18 protein-coding genes are annotated in these 22,261 nt (G+C 40.1%); 14 read left to right on the top strand and 4 right to left on the bottom strand.

Going from position 1 to position 22,261, the window contains the following annotated elements:
* Positions 1 to 225: 225 nt before the first annotated feature.
* Positions 226 to 933, bottom strand: coding sequence for an aquaporin Z (gene aqpZ / locus AB3G38_RS05420; protein ID WP_367867480.1), 708 nt, complete (start codon positions 931 to 933; stop codon positions 226 to 228).
* A gap of 118 nt (positions 934 to 1,051) precedes the next feature.
* The gene (locus AB3G38_RS05415) at positions 1,052 to 1,510 is read right to left on the bottom strand and encodes a GNAT family N-acetyltransferase (protein WP_367867479.1); all 459 of its coding nucleotides are present in this window, start codon (positions 1,508 to 1,510) and stop codon (positions 1,052 to 1,054) included.
* Positions 1,511 to 1,683: 173 nt separating this feature from the next.
* On the opposite strand from AB3G38_RS05415, the gene modA reads away from it, so the two are divergent.
* From modA to AB3G38_RS05365, 10 genes are all read left to right on the top strand, one after another.
* Positions 1,684 to 2,505, top strand: a complete 822-nt coding sequence (modA, locus tag AB3G38_RS05410; RefSeq protein ID WP_367867478.1) for a molybdate ABC transporter substrate-binding protein — start codon at positions 1,684 to 1,686, stop codon at positions 2,503 to 2,505.
* 6 nt (positions 2,506 to 2,511) lie between these two features.
* Positions 2,512 to 3,183, top strand: a complete 672-nt coding sequence (gene modB, locus AB3G38_RS05405) for a molybdate ABC transporter permease subunit (RefSeq protein ID WP_367867477.1) — start codon at positions 2,512 to 2,514, stop codon at positions 3,181 to 3,183.
* Positions 3,180 to 3,806: an ATP-binding cassette domain-containing protein gene (locus AB3G38_RS05400; protein ID WP_367867476.1), complete on the top strand. Its 627-nt coding sequence runs from the start codon at positions 3,180 to 3,182 to the stop codon at positions 3,804 to 3,806. The genes modB and AB3G38_RS05400 overlap by 4 nt, the downstream gene beginning before the upstream one ends.
* 11 nt (positions 3,807 to 3,817) lie before the next feature.
* A complete protein-coding gene (gene map, locus AB3G38_RS05395; protein WP_367867475.1) occupies positions 3,818 to 4,618 on the top strand; it encodes a type I methionyl aminopeptidase in 801 nt (266 codons plus the stop codon).
* A gap of 16 nt (positions 4,619 to 4,634) precedes the next feature.
* Positions 4,635 to 5,864, top strand: a complete 1,230-nt coding sequence (locus tag AB3G38_RS05390) for an MFS transporter (protein WP_367867474.1) — start codon at positions 4,635 to 4,637, stop codon at positions 5,862 to 5,864.
* Between the two features lie 91 nt (positions 5,865 to 5,955).
* On the top strand, positions 5,956 to 8,550 hold the full coding sequence (locus tag AB3G38_RS05385) for a phosphatidylglycerol lysyltransferase domain-containing protein (RefSeq protein ID WP_367867473.1): 2,595 nt from the start codon (positions 5,956 to 5,958) through the stop codon (positions 8,548 to 8,550).
* 8 nt (positions 8,551 to 8,558) lie between these two features.
* The gene (locus AB3G38_RS05380; protein ID WP_367867472.1) at positions 8,559 to 9,992 is read left to right on the top strand and encodes an AcvB/VirJ family lysyl-phosphatidylglycerol hydrolase; all 1,434 of its coding nucleotides are present in this window, start codon (positions 8,559 to 8,561) and stop codon (positions 9,990 to 9,992) included.
* A 5-nt stretch (positions 9,993 to 9,997) separates the two neighbouring features.
* The gene (locus tag AB3G38_RS05375; protein ID WP_367867471.1) at positions 9,998 to 11,191 is read left to right on the top strand and encodes an anhydro-N-acetylmuramic acid kinase; all 1,194 of its coding nucleotides are present in this window, start codon (positions 9,998 to 10,000) and stop codon (positions 11,189 to 11,191) included.
* Between the two features lie 107 nt (positions 11,192 to 11,298).
* On the top strand, positions 11,299 to 12,579 hold the full coding sequence (locus AB3G38_RS05370; protein WP_367867470.1) for an NAD(P)/FAD-dependent oxidoreductase: 1,281 nt from the start codon (positions 11,299 to 11,301) through the stop codon (positions 12,577 to 12,579).
* Positions 12,580 to 12,659: 80 nt separating this feature from the next.
* Complete coding sequence (locus tag AB3G38_RS05365) at positions 12,660 to 13,844, top strand: aspartate aminotransferase family protein (protein WP_367867469.1); 1,185 nt, start codon at positions 12,660 to 12,662, stop codon at positions 13,842 to 13,844.
* Between the two features lies 1 nt (position 13,845).
* On the opposite strand, the gene AB3G38_RS05360 is transcribed toward AB3G38_RS05365, so the two are convergent.
* On the bottom strand, positions 13,846 to 14,211 hold the full coding sequence (locus tag AB3G38_RS05360; RefSeq protein ID WP_367867468.1) for a PleD family two-component system response regulator: 366 nt from the start codon (positions 14,209 to 14,211) through the stop codon (positions 13,846 to 13,848).
* 210 nt (positions 14,212 to 14,421) lie between these two features.
* On the opposite strand from AB3G38_RS05360, the gene cls reads away from it, so the two are divergent.
* On the top strand, positions 14,422 to 15,882 hold the full coding sequence (cls, locus tag AB3G38_RS05355; RefSeq protein WP_367867467.1) for a cardiolipin synthase: 1,461 nt from the start codon (positions 14,422 to 14,424) through the stop codon (positions 15,880 to 15,882).
* Positions 15,883 to 15,914: 32 nt separating this feature from the next.
* Here cls and AB3G38_RS05350 read toward each other — a convergent pair whose 3' ends face one another.
* Positions 15,915 to 16,115, bottom strand: coding sequence for a DUF3606 domain-containing protein (locus AB3G38_RS05350; RefSeq protein WP_367867466.1), 201 nt, complete (start codon positions 16,113 to 16,115; stop codon positions 15,915 to 15,917).
* A 220-nt stretch (positions 16,116 to 16,335) separates the two neighbouring features.
* Here AB3G38_RS05350 and AB3G38_RS05345 point away from each other — a divergent pair, with 220 nt between their 5' ends.
* From AB3G38_RS05345 to AB3G38_RS05335, 3 genes are all read left to right on the top strand, one after another.
* Positions 16,336 to 17,931 carry a tetratricopeptide repeat protein gene (locus tag AB3G38_RS05345; protein WP_367867465.1) on the top strand — a complete coding sequence of 532 codons (1,596 nt, stop codon included), beginning with the start codon at positions 16,336 to 16,338 and terminating at the stop codon, positions 17,929 to 17,931.
* Between the two features lie 283 nt (positions 17,932 to 18,214).
* Positions 18,215 to 20,977: a TonB-dependent receptor gene (locus tag AB3G38_RS05340; RefSeq protein WP_367867464.1), complete on the top strand. Its 2,763-nt coding sequence runs from the start codon at positions 18,215 to 18,217 to the stop codon at positions 20,975 to 20,977.
* 19 nt (positions 20,978 to 20,996) lie between these two features.
* Positions 20,997 to 22,259 carry a right-handed parallel beta-helix repeat-containing protein gene (locus AB3G38_RS05335; protein WP_367867463.1) on the top strand — a complete coding sequence of 421 codons (1,263 nt, stop codon included), beginning with the start codon at positions 20,997 to 20,999 and terminating at the stop codon, positions 22,257 to 22,259.
* The last annotated feature ends 2 nt before the right edge of the window (positions 22,260 to 22,261 follow it).

Genomic DNA, 22,261 nt, shown 5'->3' with positions numbered 1-22,261 from the left:
GTTTGTCTAACTGGTAGGGGACTCCATTACGAGGCTTTTTCTGTTCTAACATGAGATGAGAACGTTGATTAGCTGAGATGTTAACCTTAATTCAAAAGTATAAAGATAGAAACTGATATGATGCAGATAAAACACCCTTTATCCTGCGTAGAAATACGCAATTAATGAATGAGCACTTATGAAACCTGCTGAATGCATTGCAAAAAGGGTTTTCAATTTACAGCACTAATTTTTCTCCAGCAGGAAACGCCATACTACAGCACTCAGTATACTCCCTAAAACAGGTGCAGCAATAAATAACCAAACCTGGCTGATTGCGCGGCCACCCACTAACAATGCAGGGCCAATACTTCTTGCAGGGTTGACAGATACACCTGTTACTTTAATACCAACAATATGAATCAATACCAAACTTAAGCCAATGGCCAAACCAGCAAAACCACCGTTGATGTTTTTTGTAGAAGTTGATCCGAAAATTACCATCAGGAAGATAAAGGTAAACACGGTTTCAGCTACAAAGCCAGCAACCAGGTTATAACCAGCAGGGGAGCCTGCCTCGTAACCATTTTGGCCTAAACCGCCATCAGCAAGAGAATAACCATCCCTGCCAGATGCAATAAGATATAAGATTCCTGCACCTGCAATCGCTCCCAGTACCTGTGCAATGATATAGATAATTGCCTCGCTTGATTTCATACGTCCCACGACCACCATACCAATAGAAATTGCCGGGTTAATATGGCAACCTGAAATATGGCCAATTGCATAAGCCATAGCGACTACAGATAATCCAAAAGCGAAGGATATGCCGAGCAAACCGACTCCGCTGGTACCGTCTGCGCCAGCAATTACAGCACTGCCGCAGCCCATCAGCACTAAGACCAGTGTACCGAAAAATTCGGCTGAAAATTTTGAAAAAGTAGTTGTTTCCATGAGAGATTGATTAAGTTAAATATGTATAAAAACTTATATAATATTAATCATATTTTCTCAGAAATGTACCATTAAATGACAATTAATTGTATCAAATAACAACCTTGTTATTCCTTGGTTATGAAGTGGTTACGGGTCTGATCATATCTATATGGACGATGTCATCTTCCAGATATTCTTCTCCGTAAATTACAAAGCCAAATGACTCATAAAATGATTTCAGGTAAAGCTGTGCACCAATTTTTATTGGCTTATTCCCATATAAGCGCTGGCAGTTGGCAATAGCCAGTGAAACAAGCTGCCTGCCGAATCCTTTTCCTCTTGCCGCATGGCTGCTTACTATCCTTCCTATAGAGGGCTCGGTAAATGATAATCCAGCGGGAACTATTCTTGCATAAGCCATCAGCTGTTTATTTTGATAAAGCATCAGATGCTGACAGGATAAATCTTTACCATCTGTATCCAGGAAAACACAATTTTGTTCTACTACGAATATTTCGCTTCTCAGTTTTAATATCGCGTAAAGCTCCTTCACAGTCAGGGAGTCAAAAGGTTTACATATCTCGGTATATTCCATTCTAATTTGTTGAAAAATAAAGGTAAAAAAATCTGTTAAACAACTCGTGAATATTGAAAAACCGTTTTATACATTAGCTGTTTTATTTCTGTTTGTTTACTGATTTAAACATACTATTTTTGATTCTTCACCTTAACTAATGAATAGTTAAGGCAGTTTAAATAAACAAAATATTGAAATACAGTTTATTAGTAATCCCTGTTCAAAATCCTATCTGCCGCAAAACATCCAATCTTATCCAGCAAATCGTTTTACTAATTTTAGCAGTCTTTACCTTCATCCCTGCCTTTGGTCAGCCCGTCAGAGTCGCGGTTGCGGCAAATGCACAGACTGTGGTCAGGAAAATTGCGGCTGATTTTAAAAATAAGACGGGTATAAATGTAGAAATCATTAGTGGTTCGTCTGGTAAACTGGCTGCTCAAATAAAAAATGGGGCACCATATGATCTGTTTTTATCTGCGGATATGGATTTTGCGCAGCAAGTATATACCGAGGGTTTTGCCTTAACGAAACCGCGGGTCTATGCACTGGGCAGTCTGATTGTTTGTTCTGCTACCGGGGCATCTCTTGAAAACTGGAAAGCTTTAATCAGCGATCAGCAAACAGGGAAAATAGCCATTGCAAATCCAGCACTGGCCCCTTATGGAAAAGCAGCAGAACAAGCTTTGAAACATTATCATTTATATGCTGCGCTGGTTCCCCGCCTGGTTTTTGGCGAGAGCATTAGCCAGGTGAATACTTATGTGCTTAAAAAGGTAGTGAACATTGGGTTTACTACAGAATCACTGGTCTATGAACTTAAGCCTGCAGATCATTTGAAGTGGCAAAGAATAGACCCCGCTACCTATACCCCAATTCAGCAGGGAGCGCTATTGCTGCATTACGCAAAGCGTAAGAATTATACGGAAAATAAAAGATTTTATGATTATCTTTTCTCTGCTGACGCGAAAGCTGTTTTTAGTCAGTATGGCTACAGAAATTATAAATCCAACTAAAGATTAATGGAATGGACCCCGATATGGCTGAGCCTGAAACTCGCTGCGATTACGACTTTTATACTGTTGTTTATAGGTATTCCACTTGCTTACTGGCTTTCCAGGCGCAGTTCGCTAGGTAAGGTTGTCATTGAAGCCGTGCTGACGATGCCATTAGTTTTACCACCATCTGTGCTGGGTTTTTATTTACTGCTCACCTTCAGCCCGAATAGTGTGCTGGGAAGCTGGTTGTTAAAATATTTAAACCTGAGCCTGGTTTTCTCTTTTGAAGGCTTAGTGGTCGCCTCGGTGATTTACAGCCTGCCTTTTATGGTCAGCCCGGTAAAATCTGCACTCGCACACTTACCAAAATCGCTTGCAGAAGCTTCTTATACGATGGGTAAATCCAAACTGGAAACCTTTTACAGGGTATTGTTACCTAATATCAAAGCATCACTTTATACTGCAATTGTACTGACTTTTGCCCATACACTAGGGGAGTTTGGTGTGGTATTGATGATCGGAGGGAAACTTGATGGGATTACTAAAGTTGCTTCCATTGCAATTTATGATGCTGTTGATAACAATCAATATCAACAAGCTAATCAATATTCGCTGGTTTTATTCGCAATCACTTTCATGCTGGTGATCCTGGTTTTCATTTTTAACAGAAATTCAATACGGGGGCCATTAGAATGATCACAGCAAAAGTTTATAAAAAGATAAAGACCTATAAAGGAAATACTGAGCTTCTGGTCGATGCACAGTTTCCTGCACAATCGGTTACCAGGGTTTATGGTTCTTCGGGTTCAGGAAAGACCACGTTTTTAAAGATCCTGGCTGGACTTATTACTCCCGATAGGGGCACAATACAGGTTAAAGATACTTATTGGCTGGACATCGGCAAAAAGATCAACTGGAAGCCACAGCAACGCCGGGCAGGGTTTGTATTTCAGGATTATGCCTTGTTTCCAAATATGACCGTACAGGAACATCTTCAATATGCTACAGCAGATCAGCAGCTGATTACAAGGCTCTTGAAAATCGGGAAAATGGAATCCTTTGGCCTGCACAAGCCGCAGCAGCTTTCAGGAGGTCAGCAGCAAAGACTCGCTATACTGCGTGCGCTGGCCCTGAAGCCTGCACTGCTTTTATTGGATGAAGCTTTTTCTGCGCTTGATGATGACCTGCGCGAAAGCTTAATTACTGAACTGAAAATTATATTAAAAGAATTTGGCACCACTACCATTATCGTCAGTCATCACTTGCAGGAAACAGCAGGTTTTGCTGACCGGAGCTTAAAAATTGAACAGGAAAAATAACCCGCAATCTCATGATTATACTTAAAACAGAAGAAGAAGTAGAATTGATCCGGATCAGTGCTACCTTAATTAGCTCCGCGCTCACCGAAGTCGCCAAGGTTTTAAAGCCGGGGATTACCACCATGGCTCTGGATAAACTTGTAGCTGAATATATTGCGGATCATGATGCTATTCCATCATTTCTTAACTACGAAGGTTATCCCCATCATATTTGTACCTCATTAAACGATGTGGTGGTACATGGCATGCCGGATGACAAGCCGCTGCGAGATGGTGATATTGTTTCGGTAGATGTAGGCGTTATCAAAAATGAATTTCATGGAGATCATGCCTATACTTTCATTATAGGAGAGGCAGAGCAGGAAGTTATAGATTTGGTTAGGATAACTAAAGAATGTCTTTATGAAGGGATTGAACATGCTGTGGCAGACAGTTATTTAACTAATATTTCAAGTGCTATCCAGCGCCATGCAGAAGGTAATGGTTATGGGGTGGTCAGAGAATTTGTGGGCCATGGTCTTGGCCGTTCCATGCACGAACACCCGCAGGTACCCAATTACGGAAGAAGAAACGAGGGGATTATCATGAAAGAGAACCTTGTGCTGGCTATTGAACCTATGGTGAATCTGGGTACTAAAGATATCAAGGTATCAAAAGATGGCTGGACAGTGAGAACAGCAGATGGTAAACCATCTGTTCACTTTGAACATGATGTTTGTATCAAACCCGGGCATGCGATGATCTTATCAAACTATACTTTAATAGAAATTGCAGAGAAAGCAAACAGAAACCTGAATTCTTCCTATTATTAGTTATTTTTGCGGCCGGATGAATCGTGAAAATAAGAACCTGCACCAGGAAGGTGACCAGTTAAAATCAGGTACAATTTTATTAATGGCTGTTGCTGCGGGTATTACCGTTGCCAATATTTATTATAATCAGCCAATTTTGAAGGAAATGGCAATTTCTCTGAACGCTACTGATGCAGAAATCGGGAGAGTATCCATGTTTGCACAGCTGGGCTATGGTCTGGGCATGTTTTTCCTGATCCCCCTGGGAGATAAAGTAGACCGGAAAAAGCTGATTCTTATTTTGATGCTGAGCCTGGCTGTCATGCTGATCCTGATGGTACTTGCCAAAGGTGTTGTTTTCGTCTGGATGCTGAGTCTGCTTATTGGGGTATGCTCAGCGCCCGCACAAATTATCCTGCCTATGGCTGCCAGCCTGGACAAGGTAAACCGGGGTAAAACCGTGGGGATTGTTTTTAGCGGAATTCTGGTTGGTATATTAGGTTCAAGGGTCATTAGCGGATTCATTACAGACTGGCTTGGCTGGCGTTACGTTTACGCGATTTCGGCCATCATGGTATTGACCATTACTGTGCTCTTAAAACTTTATCTGCCAAACGTAAAACATAAATTTACAGGTACTTATATCGAACTACTTAAATCAACACTCGCTTTGGTCAAGGAACATGAGCTCTTGCGCAGGTCGGCGATTCTGGGGGCATTTACATTTGGTGTTTTCTGTTCTTTCTGGACAACCGTAACCTTTTACCTGAGCGGTCCGGCCTTTGCTTTTCATGCAGATACCATCGGGCTTTTTGGTATTGTAGCAATTGGCGGCGCATTAGTGGCTCCATATTTCGGGAAATTAGCAGACAAAGGCAATACGAAGAAATCGTTAATCATCAGTGTAGCTATGATTATATTCAGCCTGATACTGCTTAAACTTTTTCCGGTTTCAGTGATCGTGATGATTATCTCCATATTTATACTTGATATTGGTGTACAGGCTACACAGATTACCAATTTCACCAGGATTTATTCCTTAGATGAAAACTCTCATAGCCGTTTAAATACGATTTATATGACTACCTATTTTATAGGGGGTGGAATAGGAACTTTTTTTGGCCTGTTATGCTGGAAACACGGAGGATGGACACTTTCTACCTGGCAAATGCTGCTCTGGTCTTTCATTGCCATGTGTATCGTTGTCTTTTCAAAATCAAGGATAAAGAAAAACCAAACCCTGACAGAAAACGGTTTAAAGAATTAGTTTAGACTAATTAGGCATATTAGATTCTTTAATCAGCAGAAATGTCATACTTTTGCTATCCTGATTACTATTTGAAAAGCGTTACTTATACATGAAATTATCTGCACAATATAACCCGGTCCCTTTTATAAAGGATAATTATAAAATCATTGCGAGTTATATTTTCACGCTGTTTTTTATTGGTTTGGGCATCTGGTTTATTCAGCACGAAAAAGCCGAACTCCAACAAGTAAAACACCTTGTTCTCACCTCCAGATGGGATTGGATCACCCTGGGAATCGTACTCAGTGTCGTTTACCTTTTTGTACATGGTTTAATGTATAAATATGCTTTTAAAGCAGTAGGGAGTGAAGTTAATTTGCTTGATTCCACGATGTTGTATTTGAAAAGGAACTTTGTCAGTGTATTTCTGCCAGCAGGAGGAGTTTCCTCTCTTGCCTTTTTTAGTGGAGATATCGAGAAAAAAGGAGTGACTAAATCCCAGATTAATTTTGCTTCATCCATTTATGGTTTTGTAGGTATACTTTCAGTAGTCGTTATTGCGGTCCCGGTATTTATTTATGCGATCTTTAAAGGGAGTATAGGTGCAGGGGAATGGATCGGATTGATTTCCGTTTTTGTTTTAATAGGCGGTATCTATTTGATTTACAGATCTATTGCCAATAGTGGTAAAGTTTATCAGCTACTGGTTAAATATATTCCTTCCGTAGAGGTTTTTCTTGCAGAATTCAAAAGCAATAAAATTGAGCGTAACGGATTCATCCGGACTTTCATTTGCAGCATGGTGATCGAAATCATCGGTGTAGTGCATATTTATATTGCTATGGTGGCACTGAATATTGAGCCTTCTATCATTATCGCGACGATCAGTTATGTAGTTGGTGTGGTATTCCTGATTATTTCTCCATTTTTAAGAGGTTTAGGTGCAGTAGAAGCTTCGATGACCTTTATGCTGATCCGTTTAGGTTATTCAGAAGCAGCGGCTGTATCGGTTACTTTCCTGTACCGTTTCATGGAATTCTGGATTCCAATGGTGCTGGGCGCTTTAAGCTTCCTGGTTAAAATCAATAAACTGCTGATGCGTATTGTACCGGCCCTGATGATTCTTGCTTTGGGAATTGTAAATATAGTTTCTGTACTCACACCGGCAATTCACGAAAGACTGGTGTTCTTAAAGAATTTTCTGCCTATTTCAGCTATTGCAGCATCAAATTACTTTGTACTCGTAGTCGGCTTATTTTTACTCGTTACAGCTGCATTCATGCTCAGAGGGCTAAAAATGGCCTGGTATTTCGCCCTGAGTTTATGCATATTCTCTCTGTTTGGAAATCTGACCAAGGCTTTTGATTATGAAGAAGCGTTGTATTCAGTTATCGTTATTATTGGCCTGATTGCTTCCAGAAAAGAATATTATGTGAAACATAATTCCAGACTCCGCTTTATAGGGATTCAAACGACCTTGCTCAGTGTTGTTGCGGTAGTTTTATATGGCACTATTGGTTTTTATTTCCTGGATGCCAAACACTTTAATGTTAATTTTAGTATTCTTCAATCTATAAAATATACGCTGGAGAATTTTGTACTGATTGACAGCAGCGATCTTGTTCCGCAGGATTCTTTCGCAAGAGGGTTTTTGTATTCTATCAATATCAGCGGGTTCCTGTCTGTGGCCTTCCTGGTTTATACTTTGATCCGCCCATATATTATTAAAGATACGACTGATGCAGAAGAGTTTGACTGGGCAAGAACTCAATTAGATCAATACGGAAATTCGGCGATGGATTATTTCAAGATCTATCCTGATAAACTGATTTACCGTTCACCTGATCTGGAAGGCTTTATTTCTTACCGGATCGCCGGAAACTTTGCTGTTGTGCTGGAATCACCGGTAACAGCCCCTGAAAACTTAAAAGCGTTTATCAAATCATTTGATAAGTACTGCTTTGAAAGCGGAATGAAAAGCTTTTACTATCGCGTAGCTGAAGAAAACCTGGAAGCCTTTACCCAAAGTGGTAAAAAGCGTTTATTCTTAGGACAGGAAGGGGTGGTTGACCTGACTACTTTTACACTGGATGGAGGAAGCAGAAAATCGATCCGTAACGCTCTTAAAAAGGTGGGGGAAAAAGGATACCATAGCAAGATTTATGAAGCACCGGTTAAAGATGGGCTGTTACAAAAAATAAAATCTGTTTCTGATGAATGGCTGGCAGAAACAGAACGTGAAGAGATTGTTTTCTCCCAGGGGATGTTTGACTGGGAAGAACTGAAAAATCAAACGATCATCACTGTAGAGAATTCGGAAGAAAAGATTGTTGCCTTTTTAAATATTATTCCTGATTATGCTAAAGGTGAGGGGACTTATGATCTGATCAGAAAAACAGCAGATGCACCAAATGGTGTAATTGACTTTATTCTGGTGGAGTTATTTAAGCATCTGAAAGAAAAAGGGCATACTTCTGTTAATATTGGTTTTGCACCTTTATCAGGTCTGAATGATCCAAAGAACCTTCCTGAACGCTCGTTGAAATTTGCTTATGAGAAGATCAAATCTTTCTCTCATTACAAAGGACTCAGGGATGCGAAGGATAAATTTTCACCAGTATGGCATAATAAATACCTGGTTTATGCGCAGGATTATGACCTTATCCAAATTCCGGCTGTATTATCCAAAGTGATTAAACCTTAAATGAGCTTATGAAAAGATTGATTCTCGTCATCGCAATGTTATTTTGTTTCGGCAAACCATCGTTTGCGATCAAAGGAGAAGAAGCTCTTCGGTACGGGGCTTTTGGTAAAATCATGATTTATCATCCTGTTCAAAAGCCAACCTCAGTTGTGCTATTTGTTTCTGGTGACGGGGGATGGAAAGATGGTGTAATTGATATGGCCCGGGATCTTACCGCGCAAGGTGCACTGGTGCTGGGTATCGATGCCCGGAATTATCAGAAAGCCTTATCCAAACGTAAAACTGACTGTTATTATCCGGCTGCCGATTTCGAACAGCTGAGTTTAATGATTCAGAAAAAATACAAATTCAGTAATTACAGCAAACCTGTTCTGGTTGGCTATTCTTATGGAGCAACCCTGATTTACGGGATTTTGGCACAAGCACCTGCCAATACATTTAAAGGTGCTATTGCCCTGGGTTTTTGCCCGGATATTGTAGCAAAAAAACCTTTTTGTAAAGGAAGCGGATTAACACAGCACGTACTTAAACCTGGCGTTTCTTTCTGGCTGGAAAGGACTGAAAAGCTGACTGCTCCTTTTATTGTGCTCAATGGGTTTAAAGATGAGGCCTGTCCTTTTGCAGCCACTGCCTCTTTTTTGAAAGATATGCCTATGGCAGAATTGATTGATTTGCCAAAAGTAGGACATGGTTTTGCGGTGACGGGTGAATGGGAGCCGCAATTCAAAGCTGCTTTTCAAAAAATAATAAACGCACCGTCCTTCGCTGAGCGCAAACAAGGAGAAAATAAAGAATTAAAAACACAAGCGATCAAGCTCTACGGAGAAGATCTGCCTTTAACTATTATTCCTGCCGCTAAAAAGGGTAAGCTTCCTTTGGTACTGATGATTTCAGGAGATGGCGGATGGACAAGTTTTGATCAGTCGCTTGCAGAAGCTCTCGCAGAAAGAGGACTTTCTGTAGTTGGTCTGGATGCACAAAAATATTTCTGGGATGCCCGCACACCTGAAAAGACTACTTCAGACCTGAGCAAAGCCATCCTGCATTATACTGCCCAGTTTAACAAAGATAAATTTGTATTAGCGGGTTATTCTTTTGGGGCATCTGTTGTTCCTTTTGTTGCTGAGCGGTTAACACCTGCTTTGAAATCACGCCTTTCGGCTGTACTTTCTTTATCTCCGGATGTGACTGCTGATTTTGAAATTCATGTGCTGGATATGCTAAGTTTTGGCAGTACGACAGAAACTTACAATGTGCAGGCCGAGATGAAAAAGATCAAAAATATACCTGTAGTCAGTTTCTTTGGAACAGAAGAAGGCGGTGGTATTGCCTCAAAATTTATCAAAGCAGGTTTGAAAACAGAAATGGTTCCGGGTGATCATCATTTTGGTGATAATTTCCAGGGACTATCGCTTGATCTTTTAAAAAGTATCCCTCAATAAGAAATATGAATGTTCACCTCTCTGATTTAGCCAGAATAGCCGCAGCCCCTTCCAGGATAATTGCCGGATTAATGTCCGGAACCTCTTTGGATGGTTTAGACATTGCCTTATGTGAATTCACCGGATCTGGATCAGAGACTAAAGTCAAGGTATTACATTTCATTACGATGCCTTACAGCCAGCAGTTCAAAGAAGAATTGAAGGCAATCTCCTTTAAAACACAGGTGGAACTGCAAAAAGTTACTTTGTTGAATGCGGTTATCGGAAGTTATTCTGCCAAACTGATTCTGGAAGCTTTAAAAATATGGGGATACCAGGCAGCTGCTGTTGATTTAGTAGCCAGTCATGGACAGACCATCTTTCATGCACCTATTTCCCTGCATCAGCTGGAACCTTATCCAAATGCCACGTTGCAAATAGGTGATGGTGATCATATTGCGGTACAGACCGGGATAATTACCCTGAGTGACTTTAGACAGAAACATATTGCTGCCGGCGGAGAAGGTGCGCCGCTGGCTGTGTATGGAGATTACCTGCTACTTTCCAGCACGGATGAAAACCGGATTTTATTAAATATTGGCGGTATATCGAATTTCACTTATCTGCCCGGGGGAAAAAATCCTGATCTCGTATTTTCTACAGATATTGGCCCCGGCAATACTTTAATGGATCAATTTGTTCAACTCAATTATCCAGGTAAATATTACGATCAGGATGCAGCCATTGCCAAATCCGGAACTCCAAGTCCTGCGCTTGTTAAAGCACTGTTAGCTCACCCATTCTTTGAGCAGTCTTTTCCACGCACTACAGGGCCGGAATTATTCAATTTGTCTTACCTGCAAAATGCAAAAGAAGTAAGCGGACAGCTTGCGCTTTCCAAAGAAGACACTTTAGCTTCCCTTTGTGAATTTACGGCGATCAGTATCGTTACAGCTATCAAAAAAGCTATTGGTGATCAGCCCTTTAAAGTATATTTAAGCGGAGGCGGCATGCATAATCCGCTTTTGGTACAGAAAATCGGCGAAGGACTGGGATTTTCATTGAACAATACTGCTGATCTGGGGATAGATCCGGATGCTAAGGAAGCGGTGCTTTTCGCCCTGCTTGCGAATGAGTGTGTAGCAGGCGGACAAACTGACTTTGGTCACCGCCGCGGAATACCAGGCGTGACTATGGGTAAAATCAGCCTGCCAGCTTAACCCTAATAATTTTTACATTCAGGTTTCAAAACATTATTTACTTTTAACTGTCATTAGTCAGAGACTATCATCAGGTGCTCCCGGCGCTGATAGTTAAAATATAAATTATGCAGAAACGAATAGTTATCATAGGCGGAGGGTTTGCAGGTATTAACTTAGCATTGGAACTCGGAAAAAAGAAACACTATCAAGTTACATTGGTGGATAAAAACAATTATAACTTTTTTCCACCACTGATTTACCAGGTGGCTACAGCATTTCTGGAACCATCCAGTATCAGTTACCCGATCCGTAAACTATTCAGAAATAAAAGCAACTTACATTTCAGATTAGGCGAGTTACTTCAGGTGATTCCGGAATCCCGCCAGCTCGTATTAAGTAACGGTACTATTGAATATGATGAACTCGTATTTGCCACTGGTGCAGAGACGAACTATTTTGGAATGGAGAATGTAAAGAAAAATGCCATTCCAATGAAAACGCTGAGTGATGCGATACAAATGCGTAATAAATTACTTACACATTTTGAAGAAGCGACCATCACTAAAGACAGAGCGGAGATTGCAAAAAGCCTGACAATTGTCATTGCAGGAGGCGGGCCGACAGGAGTGGAGATCTCAGGAATGTTTGCAGAGATGCGCCATAATATCATGCATAAAGATTATCCTGAATTGAAGAATACAGGAGGTCAGATCTACCTGGTTGATGGTGGCGCGGCTTTGTTGAAGCCTATGAGTACCAAATCCCAGGTGAACACTTATGAATCTCTGACTAAATTAGGGGTAAAGATCTTGCTGAACAGTCATGTTAATGATTTTGTGAATGATAAAGTGATCCTTTCTGACGGAACAGAAATTGCCACCAAAAACCTGATCTGGGCAGCAGGTGTGAGTGCAATGCGCTTTGAAGGAATTCCTGCAAGCAGTTACGGACGAGGAAAAAGAATGACTGTTGACGGCTTCCATAAAGTGCAGGGACTGGAAAATATCTATGCCATTGGTGATACTTCGATGCAATCTGGTGACCCTGGTTATCCGGAAGGTCATCCGCAAGTTGCCCAGGTCGCTATTCAGCAAGGTAAAAACCTGGCTGCTAATTTTATCCGTATTGCTGAACAGAAAGTACCCCGTAGTTTCATTTATAAAGACAGGGGCAGCATGGCGATTATCGGAAGCAATAAAGCTGTAGTAGATTTACCTAAGCCACGGATTCACCTGAACGGATTTATTGCCTGGCTGGCCTGGCTATTTATTCACCTGATGTCATTGATCTCTTACCGCAACAGGTTCAGGACTTTCTATAACTGGACAGTCGCTTACTTTTCTAAGGATCAGTCTTTAAGGATGATTATCAGACCCGTTGATACTCATGAGGAGCCTAAGACGTGATTTTTACATGGAAAAGATCTTTTTTTGCTTAGAGCCTGTTTAAATTATAAGTAGTTTTACGGCAAAATTCAAAAAATCCAATGATCAGTCATAAAGAGCTTTTTTTACGTAATAACGCACAAACATCTACCAGTCCGAATATGCTTGAAGTTGATCATGCAGAAGGAATGTATTTGTATGATCTGAACGGAAAAAGTTATATGGACCTGGTTTCTGGATTTGCAGTCAGCAATATCGGACACAGAAATCCAAAAGTACTGGACGCGATCAGAGCACAATTAGATAAATATCTTCACCTCACTGTTTATGGTGAATTTGTGCAATCTCCAATGGTCAGGTTTGCAGAAAAACTGATCAGTGTGCTGCCTTCAAAACTGAATAATGTATATTTTGTCAATTCAGGAACTGAGGCCACAGAAGGAGCTTTAAAATTAGCGAAACGCTATACCGGAAGATCAGAAATTATTTCCTGTCACCATGCCTACCACGGCAGTACACATGGCGCATTAAGCGTAATGGGCAATGAACATTTTAAACAAAAGTATCGCCCTTTGCTGCCGGATGTTCATTTTATAACCTACGGTAAAGAAGAAGACCTGGAGCTGATCACTAAAAATACGGCCTGTGTGATTATGGAGACCGTACAGGGAGAAGCGGGAATCCGGGTAGCTTCCAGAACTTATATGCAAAAACTAAGGAATAGATGTACTGCAACTGGTACTTTACTTATTCTGGATGAAATACAAGCCGCATTTGGCCGTACAGGCAAGCTCTTTGCTTTTGAACATTATGATATTGTGCCTGACATCCTGTTGCTGGCCAAAGCACTGGGTGGCGGAATGCCAATTGGTGCATTTATCGCTAACAGGGAAGTGATGGGAGTGCTCAAAGAAAATCCTATCCTTGGCCATATTACTACTTTCGGCGGGCACCCGGTATCGAGTGTAGCCGGCCTGGCAAGTCTGGAAGTTATCCTGGAGGAAAACCTGGTAGCCGGAGTGGCTGCAAAAGGAGAATTATTCAAAACATTACTCGTTCATCCACTCATCCGTGAGGTGAGGGGGAAAGGATTAATGATGAGTATTCAACTGGACAGTTTTGAGCAGGTAGAAAAAGTAAGTCAGCTTTGTGCTGCTGATGGGATCATTATAGATTGGTTTTTACATTGTGAAACAGCTTTAAGGGTTGCTCCTCCATTAATTATCTCTGAAGAAGAAATCAGGAAAGCCTGCTCCACAATTTTAAAAGCGCTGGACACCTTATAAGTTAAGAGGCCAGCTGAAAATATACTTTATCAATCAAATCACCAATATTGAATGGTTTTGGTAAAAAATCGTCCGGGCCAAACTCCGTGTCTATGATCATTTCGGGACGGAGTTGCCCTGAAATAAGAATAATAGGAATATGTTGCAGTGCTGAGTTTTCTTTAATTGACCTGCAAATTTCCCGGCCATCAAATCCATCTAATTCGACATCCATCAGAATTAAATCAGGGCTTTCCTTTTCAATTTTCTTCAGAGCGTCCTGACCAGTTGAAAAGGTAAATAAATCCCAGTCTACAAAATCAAGCAATGACTCTATTGCGGTAAGCACCTCCTGATCGTCATCAAATATTAAAATTTTCTTATTCATTAGTTATGGGTTTCGTTAATTGAAAATTATACCACCAATTTTATGCCAAGGTTTGCTTTTTTCTGATGAAATAGTCAAATAGTCAATCTGTTGATACTGAACGACTACTATTTATTTTTGGCTGTTTTAAAAATATAAATCTTTGGACAGCAGAATTAAATCTTTGGTTACATTTGGGGAATATGCTTTACAATATCTTTTTACAATAATATGCAAGAAATCAGCTGGATACTTTTACTGGAAATTGTTTATACACTGCTTGTTATAGCGACTTGCCTGCGCATTATTTACGATACCAATTCAACCAGTAAGACGCTGGCTTACCTGATGTTAACTGTTTTCTTTCCTATACTGGGAATTGTCATCTATTTCTGTGTGGGAACCAATTACCGCAAGCGGAAATTATACAGTAAAAAGATCGTTAAAAATGAATTGATGCAACGCCACATTGAAAAGCGGATTTTAAAAGAATCTGAGAAAACATGGAGCAGTGTACCCGATGAACTCCTGAAATATCAGAAACTCGTGAAGCTCTTGTTGAATGATGGTTTAAGTAATCTGACCGGGAATAACAGGGTTGACATCTTAAAAAATGGGGAAGAGAAATTTCCGGCGGTGCTGGAAGCTTTAAAACAGGCAAAACATCACATCCATATTGAATATTATATCTATGAAGATGATGAAATAGGCAATGCGATCAAAGAGATTTTAATGCAGAAGTCCAGGGCAGGGGTGCAGGTACGTTTAATCTATGATGATTTTGGCAGCAGCAGCATCCGTAAAAAGGTGGTTCCCGAATTAATTGATGCAGGCGTACAAGCTTATCCATTTTATAAGATTCTGTTTATTGCACTGGCCAACCGGATCAATTACAGAAATCACCGCAAGATTATTGTTATTGATGGTCATATTGCATTTACCGGCGGAATTAATGTAAGTGACCGTTATATCAATAGCCCAAAACGTCCTGATCAGCTTTATTGGCGGGATACCCATTTAAAAATAACGGGCCCCGGAATCTACTATCTGCAATATCTGTTTATCTGTGACTGGAATTTCTGTGCAGATGAAGAACTTGTTCCTCAACGGGATTTCTTCTCAGCTTCTCAGGAAAATGGCGAAAATGCCGTGATGCAGATTGCCGCAAGCGGACCTGACTCAGATAATCCTACCATCCTGTTTTCATTGATCCAGGCGATAGGGATGGCGGAAAAGGAAATTTTGATTACTACGCCGTATTTTATTCCAGGGGAAAGTTTGCTGGATGCACTTGTTGTAGCTGCATTAAGTGGTGTAAAAGTAGTCTTACTGGTACCTGGTGTATCTGATTCAAGAATGGTTTCTGCGGCAGGAAAGTCTTATTATGGTGATTTAATGAGCGCAGGAGTAGAGGTCTATGAATATCAGAAAGGTTTTATTCATGCGAAAACGATGGTTTCGGATCAGCAGTTGTCTGTGATTGGAACGGCCAATATGGACAATAGGAGTTTCGAACTGAACTTTGAGGTGAACAGTGTGATTTATGATAGTCATACCGCTCAGGAAATGACAAAAATATTCTATCAGGATCTGGAAGATGCCATACAGATTAATCCTGAAGAGTGGGAAAAAAGACCTTTATACAAACAGTTTCCTGAAAAGTTAAGTCGTCTGTTTTCTCCTTTAATGTAATTGAGCGCCTTATATAATAGCTAACCTTTTTATTAAGCGTATTTAGTTCTGATATATTTTTCTACTTCGTCAGCAACAGCACTGTCTGATTCTTTTACTGCGCGTTTTAATAATTCTGGTGTTACACCAAATCTTTTAGACCAATATTCAATTTCGTAATATTCTTGTAAGTCAATCAATTTGTTTTCCGGCATATTCGTTTCGTTCGGATCGTAATAGGTGTGTCTTAGCATATAATGGATGTTAAATAGTTTTAGTATAGAATGTATATCAATACCTATGCCTAAATTTAAATCTTTTATTTCTTATTTTGTACGATTAATGTTATCATGTTATTAAACAAAACCTAACATTTTAGTATTCATTACCATTGGCTTAACATTGAATTCATATTAGAAGGCTTTCTTTGCAAGGGCCGGATCTCCAATCAAGCGGCTGTTTAATTGTTCTCCAATGATAGCTGTCAACTGCAAATTATATCTTAAAACCTCAATTTTACTGCTTTTCTGTTTATTCCAACTGGGCAAAGCTGAGGCAGGATCAGTACCTGAACAGGAACTTAAACGCACTTTAGCACTCAGTAACCGTTTCCCGGATTCTGCATTTATCCAGCTGAAGAAGCTTTATCACCAGGCATTGGCAGACAATAACAAAAAGATTATTGGAATGTGCCTGCAGCAGATGGGGAAAATATGTTACGCCCAGGGGCATTATGCGCAATCTTTGGAATACCATCAGCAAGCAGATAAGCTATTTAAACAACTTAATGAACAAGGCTTACTAGCTGACAATCTGAATGATATGGGGGTAGTTTATGAGCAGAATTTCAATAAAAAGTCTTCCAGAAAGCAGTATGATCAGGCACTGAAGCTTTATAAAATGACTCATAATCATATAGGATTAGGAGAGACATACGGGCACATTGGTCATTTATATGAAAAGGAACAGCGTTATGACAGCGCCTTTTATTATCAACGTCATGCTTTAAAAGAGTATCAGCTGGCGGAATATAAACAGGGAGAGGGTAAAATCTATGAAAACCTGGGGAGTATCCATGAAGATCTGGTTCGTTATGATTCCGCGAAATATTACTTCGATGAATCTTTAAAATTATACAAGGCCGTAAATAATGAAGTATCCAGTATTGAAGTTATCAATAATCTGGGTGATGTTTTTCGTAAAACGGGTGATTATAAGCAGGCATTAAAGTATACGCGAACCGCTTTAAGTTTGTCCATTGCCACTAAAAATGAATATCAACAGGCTTCTGCCTACCGGGATATAGCTAAATCCTATAACCTGACCGGACAAAATGATAGTGCTTATTATTATATGGAGCTGAGCCGTAAGCATGTACTTCATTTGTATTCTGATGAGAGTAATAAGCAGATGTCCTTTTTACAGATCATTTATAATATAGATAAGAAAAACGATGAGATTGCCGCTTTGGAAAACAGCAAAAAGGTAAACCTGATTAGCAGTGTAGCGGTAGTTGTGGTCATCTTACTGCTGATCATTATGGGGGCACTGACTATTTCGCGCCAGCGGCTGAAGCTGAGGGAAAACATAGCTATCGCAGAAAAGAATGAACAGCTCAACCAGGCACAGCAGGAGCAACTGGAGCTTAAAAGCAGGGAGCTGACCACACATACTTTACAAGTGATCCAGCATAATAATTTTCTGGATAGTCTGCGTACCAAGCTTGATGAGATGATCAAAGAAGATAAACGGGATCAGAAAAAACAATTGCAGCAATTGGTCCGGCAGTTAAATCAGAATATCAACCATGACCAGCAGTGGAAAGATTTCACCCAGATATTTGAACAATTGCACCAGTCGTTTTTTGATAACCTTAAAGCGCATTGTGAAGAACTGACTGTAAATGATATCCGGTTAATCGCGCTGTTAAAAATGAATATGAGCTCAAAGGATATGGCCGTAATTTTTGGGATTTCTCAGGATAGTCTCCGGGTGGCCAGGTACAGGCTGCGTAAAAAACTGAATATCGGTCAGGGAGATAACTTAAGTACCTTCATTCAGACGATCTGATTAGCTGGCTGACGGTCTGATCTGATCCGGAAAGCTCCTCATTTCTGCTATTAACAATTCCTTAATGTTACGCTAACCGAATGATAACGGTGAATTTGTTCTTTTTAAGTCAATGAATATCAACAGGTTAATTCGTGATTGTATACGCTGTATGCGCTTTGTATACAGTCAGGTTCACGGTGTTTACATTTTGTACACGGTGGTTTCTGGTCTGCTTAAAAAGGATAACACATTTTTGTCACAGCGAAAAAAACAACACGCTCACAAACAAACAATTTGAACAATGAAATTAATTTTACAAACGATTCTTTGCTTATTCTTAAGCATAGCGGTGGCAAAAGCCGGTAACATTAAAGGACATGTGTACGACCATCGAACTGGAGAGGCCCTGATTGGTGCTTCGGTTAAACTGGAAAACACAGCACAAACAACCCTGACAGGTTTGGACGGTTCTTTCGAGTTCAAACATGTGAAGGCAGGAACTTTTACCATTAAGGTTTCTTATATCAGCTATCAAACCTTTACCAAACAGATTGAAGTAGAAAAGGAACATAATCCTTCACTTAATGTGTATCTGAGTGAAGACCATAGCAATGACCTGAGCGAAATTGTAATTGCAGCTAAACAGGAAGGCTCTGCAGAGCGTACAGCCAGAAAGATAGAGCAGAAATCTATGCAGGTAATGAATGTGGTTTCTGGCAGGGCAATGGAAATTTCCCCGGATTTAACAGTAGCCAATGCCATACAAAGAGTGTCGGGTGTAACCATTGAAAGAAGTAATAACGGGGACGGGCAATATGCTATTCTGCGTGGAATGGATAAAAGATATAATTATACTTTGGTAAATGGTATCAAAATACCAAGTCCTGATAACAAATTCAGATATGTACCGCTGGATATTTTTCCTTCAGAATTACTGGAACGTTTGGAAGTCTATAAATCCTTGACGCCAAATATGGAGGGTGATGCTGTTGGTGGTGTTGTGAATATGGTAATGAAAGATGCACCTTCTAAATTGCAGGTGAATGCAAATCTGGCAACAGGATACAGTCAGATGCTTTTTGACCGCAAATTCCTTGCTTTTGATGCAGGTGCAATCAATTCCAAATCTCCTTATGAAAACAACGGCAGAGCTTATGAGGCTAAAGCTGCTGATTTTTCTAAAGGAACAGTGGATTATAAAGCAAAACAGGCGGATCCTAATCTGGTAGGTGGTATTTCTATTGGACAGCGCTTTTTAAACAATAAACTAGGAGTATTAATTGCGGGAAGTTATCAGAATACTTACCGTGGTACAAACAGTACTTTTTTTAACTCCACTGTTGCGGAAACAGATAAGTTTTCAAGAATTACTTCTATGGCCGAAAGACAGTTCAGCGAACAGCAGAAGCGTTACGGATTACACGGGAAAATAGATTATAATTTTAACGACAACAATAAACTCTCGCTGGTTAACTCTTATGTTAACCTGACCAGCATACAGACACGTGACCAGATCACCACAAATTTCTCCACTTCAGAATACAATGCGGCAACAGGAAGCGCGGAAATCTCTTATGCTACGCGTTCAAGGTATACAGAACAGCAAATTTATAACAGCACTTTGCATGGTGAACATACGCTGATTCCAAAGAAATTAAAAGTACAATGGTCAGCAGTTTATTCTACGGCTAAAAATGATATTCCGGATGAAACAACGATATCGCTAAACGGAACGCGCAGGAATTTCCTGGATAACCGCACTACAGCAAAAGAAGTTGACCATAGATGGTCGAGAAATACGGATGAAGACAAAGCGGGTTACCTGGACATCACTTATACGGCAGATATTGCAGGTACAAAAGTGGACTTTACAGGTGGTGGGCTTTACAGAGATAAACAAAGAAGCAGTTTCTATAATAACTATGTTCTTTATCCTTTAAACAGAGCCGGTTTATACGGAACTGATTTCATGAACTATCCGGATATTAACTGGGAGGTTCAGAATCCAAAAGGAGCAGTAGCCAATCCATTAACTTATGATGCTTCTGAAAAAACTACAGCCGGATACGGAATGTTCAATTTTAAAATCGCGAAACTGGAAGTGATTGGTGGAGCAAGAGTAGAGCATACCAATCAAGGGTATAACCTGTTATTTCCTGCAGGAGAGTCAAATCCAGCCGGTAGCCAGGTGTATACAGACCTGCTTCCGAGTCTGAACCTGAAATATGGCCTGAGTAAAAATGAAAACTTAAGAGCAACTTATTTCCGCTCTCTGAACCGTCCTGGGTTTTATGAGATTGTACCTTCAAAAACGGTGAATGAAGAATATCAGGAACGTGGTAATCCGGATTTGAAACGTGCTATTGCGGATAACTTTGATTTACGTTATGAGTTGTTCCCGAATAGTACTGATCAGTTATTGGCAGGTGCTTTTTACAAGAACATCAAAGACCCGATTGAATATACGATACAGGCTGATGCGACCAGAGGACAGGATCAGTATTATACGCCTGGTAATTTTGGAACAGCTAAAAATTACGGTTTAGAAGTGGATTATATCAAATTCTTCCATAAAATAGGAATTAAAGCGAATTACACCTATACGCATTCACGGATCACGACCGATAAAAGCAGCAGGATCAGAACTGAAAGTGGTGATCTTAAATTAATTAATGTGGAGCAAAGCAGACCTTTATTTGGCCAGTCGGCACATACTGGAAATCTATCGTTGATTTATAAAGACAGCAAACATGGATGGGATGCGCAACTGGCAGGATCTTATACGGGTGAAAGAATCAATACGATCTCTCAGTTTGTGGACAACGATTTATGGCAAAAAGGGTTCATCCAGATGGATGCTTCTGTAGAGAAGAAATTTAAAAATAACATCAGTGTTTTTGTTAAAGCTGGAAACCTGCTGAATACTCCTAATGAGTTATTTATCAAAGGCAAAAACAGTTTGAATGCAGACTTGCCAAAACAAAAAGAGGGTGGGAATGAAACCCTGATCCGCAAAGATTTTTACGAACAAACTTACCTGGTAGGTTTACGCTATAAGTTATAAACGAATTATATAAAGCAAGATGAACATCAAAAGATTATGCTTAGTAGCAGCCTTAATGGTTGCACTATTTACCAGCTGTAAAAAAGCGAATATAGCTGTAGACACTTCACCAATTGCACAAAATGGAAGTGGTATTTCGGGAGAAGTGTTTGGAATCTGGACCAAAGGAAGTGTAGTCCGGGTAACTGGTGACATTATTGTTCCTGTATCCAAAACCTTAATTATTGAAGAAGGGGTAACGGTGATCATGGATACAATCGCTAAACCAGAATTTATTGTTCTGGGGAATTTATATTCCATGGGTAGTGCTGCAAACCCAGTTAAAATCACAGTAGAAGAGAATTACAGAACTGCTGCGAATAAATATGGTAAACTTTGGGGTGGTATTCTTGCTGCACCAAGCTGTACAGAATTATTGCTTGACAACACCACTCTTGAATATGGTGGCGGTGCAACCACAGAAGCTTCAACTTCTGTGAAAATGGGTTTATATAAAGCTAAAAGTGGTGAAAATACACCGGCATTATGGTTTTCAAATGTAAAAGGTAAACTGGTCGTGACCAATAGTACTTTCAGGTATTTCAGGGATGACTGTACCTATATAGAAGGTGGAAAGATTATCTTTTCCAATAACAGGTTCTACAGTACTGGTTTAGTAGGTGGCGAAGGAATTAATATCAAATCAGGATGTTTGGCTGATATCAGTTATAACCTGTTTTACGCAACTAATACCAATGCACTTAAGCTTTCCAATGTAGGTGACCGTACCCCGCAGGCACATGTAGTAGCTTATAACAATACAATGTTGAACACAGGCTGGAGAAGACCAACTGCAAAAGGCGGGTCGATATGGTTAGAAGCTACAGTATATGCAGAACTTTACAATAACTTATTTGCCAATACACGTTTCGGAATTAAAAGAGATCTGAAACTTCCGGAAGATAAACGTTCAATTTTCAAAAATTCTTTATATTACGGATACAGCCAGGCTACGGTTAATCAGTTTCAGCCAAAGACGGATATTATTGGTGGAACAAATGATGTGATCAGTAAATTAGCAGGGGATAACGATCCGAAATTTGCAAACTATCCACTCGTTACTGCTACAGATAATCCAACCTTAAATGAAAGCTGGGACTTCCATTTATTACCGGGTTCGGCGGCATTGAATAAAGGTACAACAGCTTTTGTCCGTAATTTCCCGGATGGATTGACCGTTAATGGGATCCTTTATTCTTCACCAGCACCATCTGTCAATATCGGGGCATTTGGATTAAAATAATC

The organism is Pedobacter sp. WC2423 (assembly GCF_040822065.1).
Classification (GTDB): Bacteria; Bacteroidota; Bacteroidia; order Sphingobacteriales; family Sphingobacteriaceae; genus Pedobacter.
The sequence above is the reverse complement of the archived record's forward strand: the minus strand, read 5'-3'. Positions and strand labels throughout refer to the sequence as shown.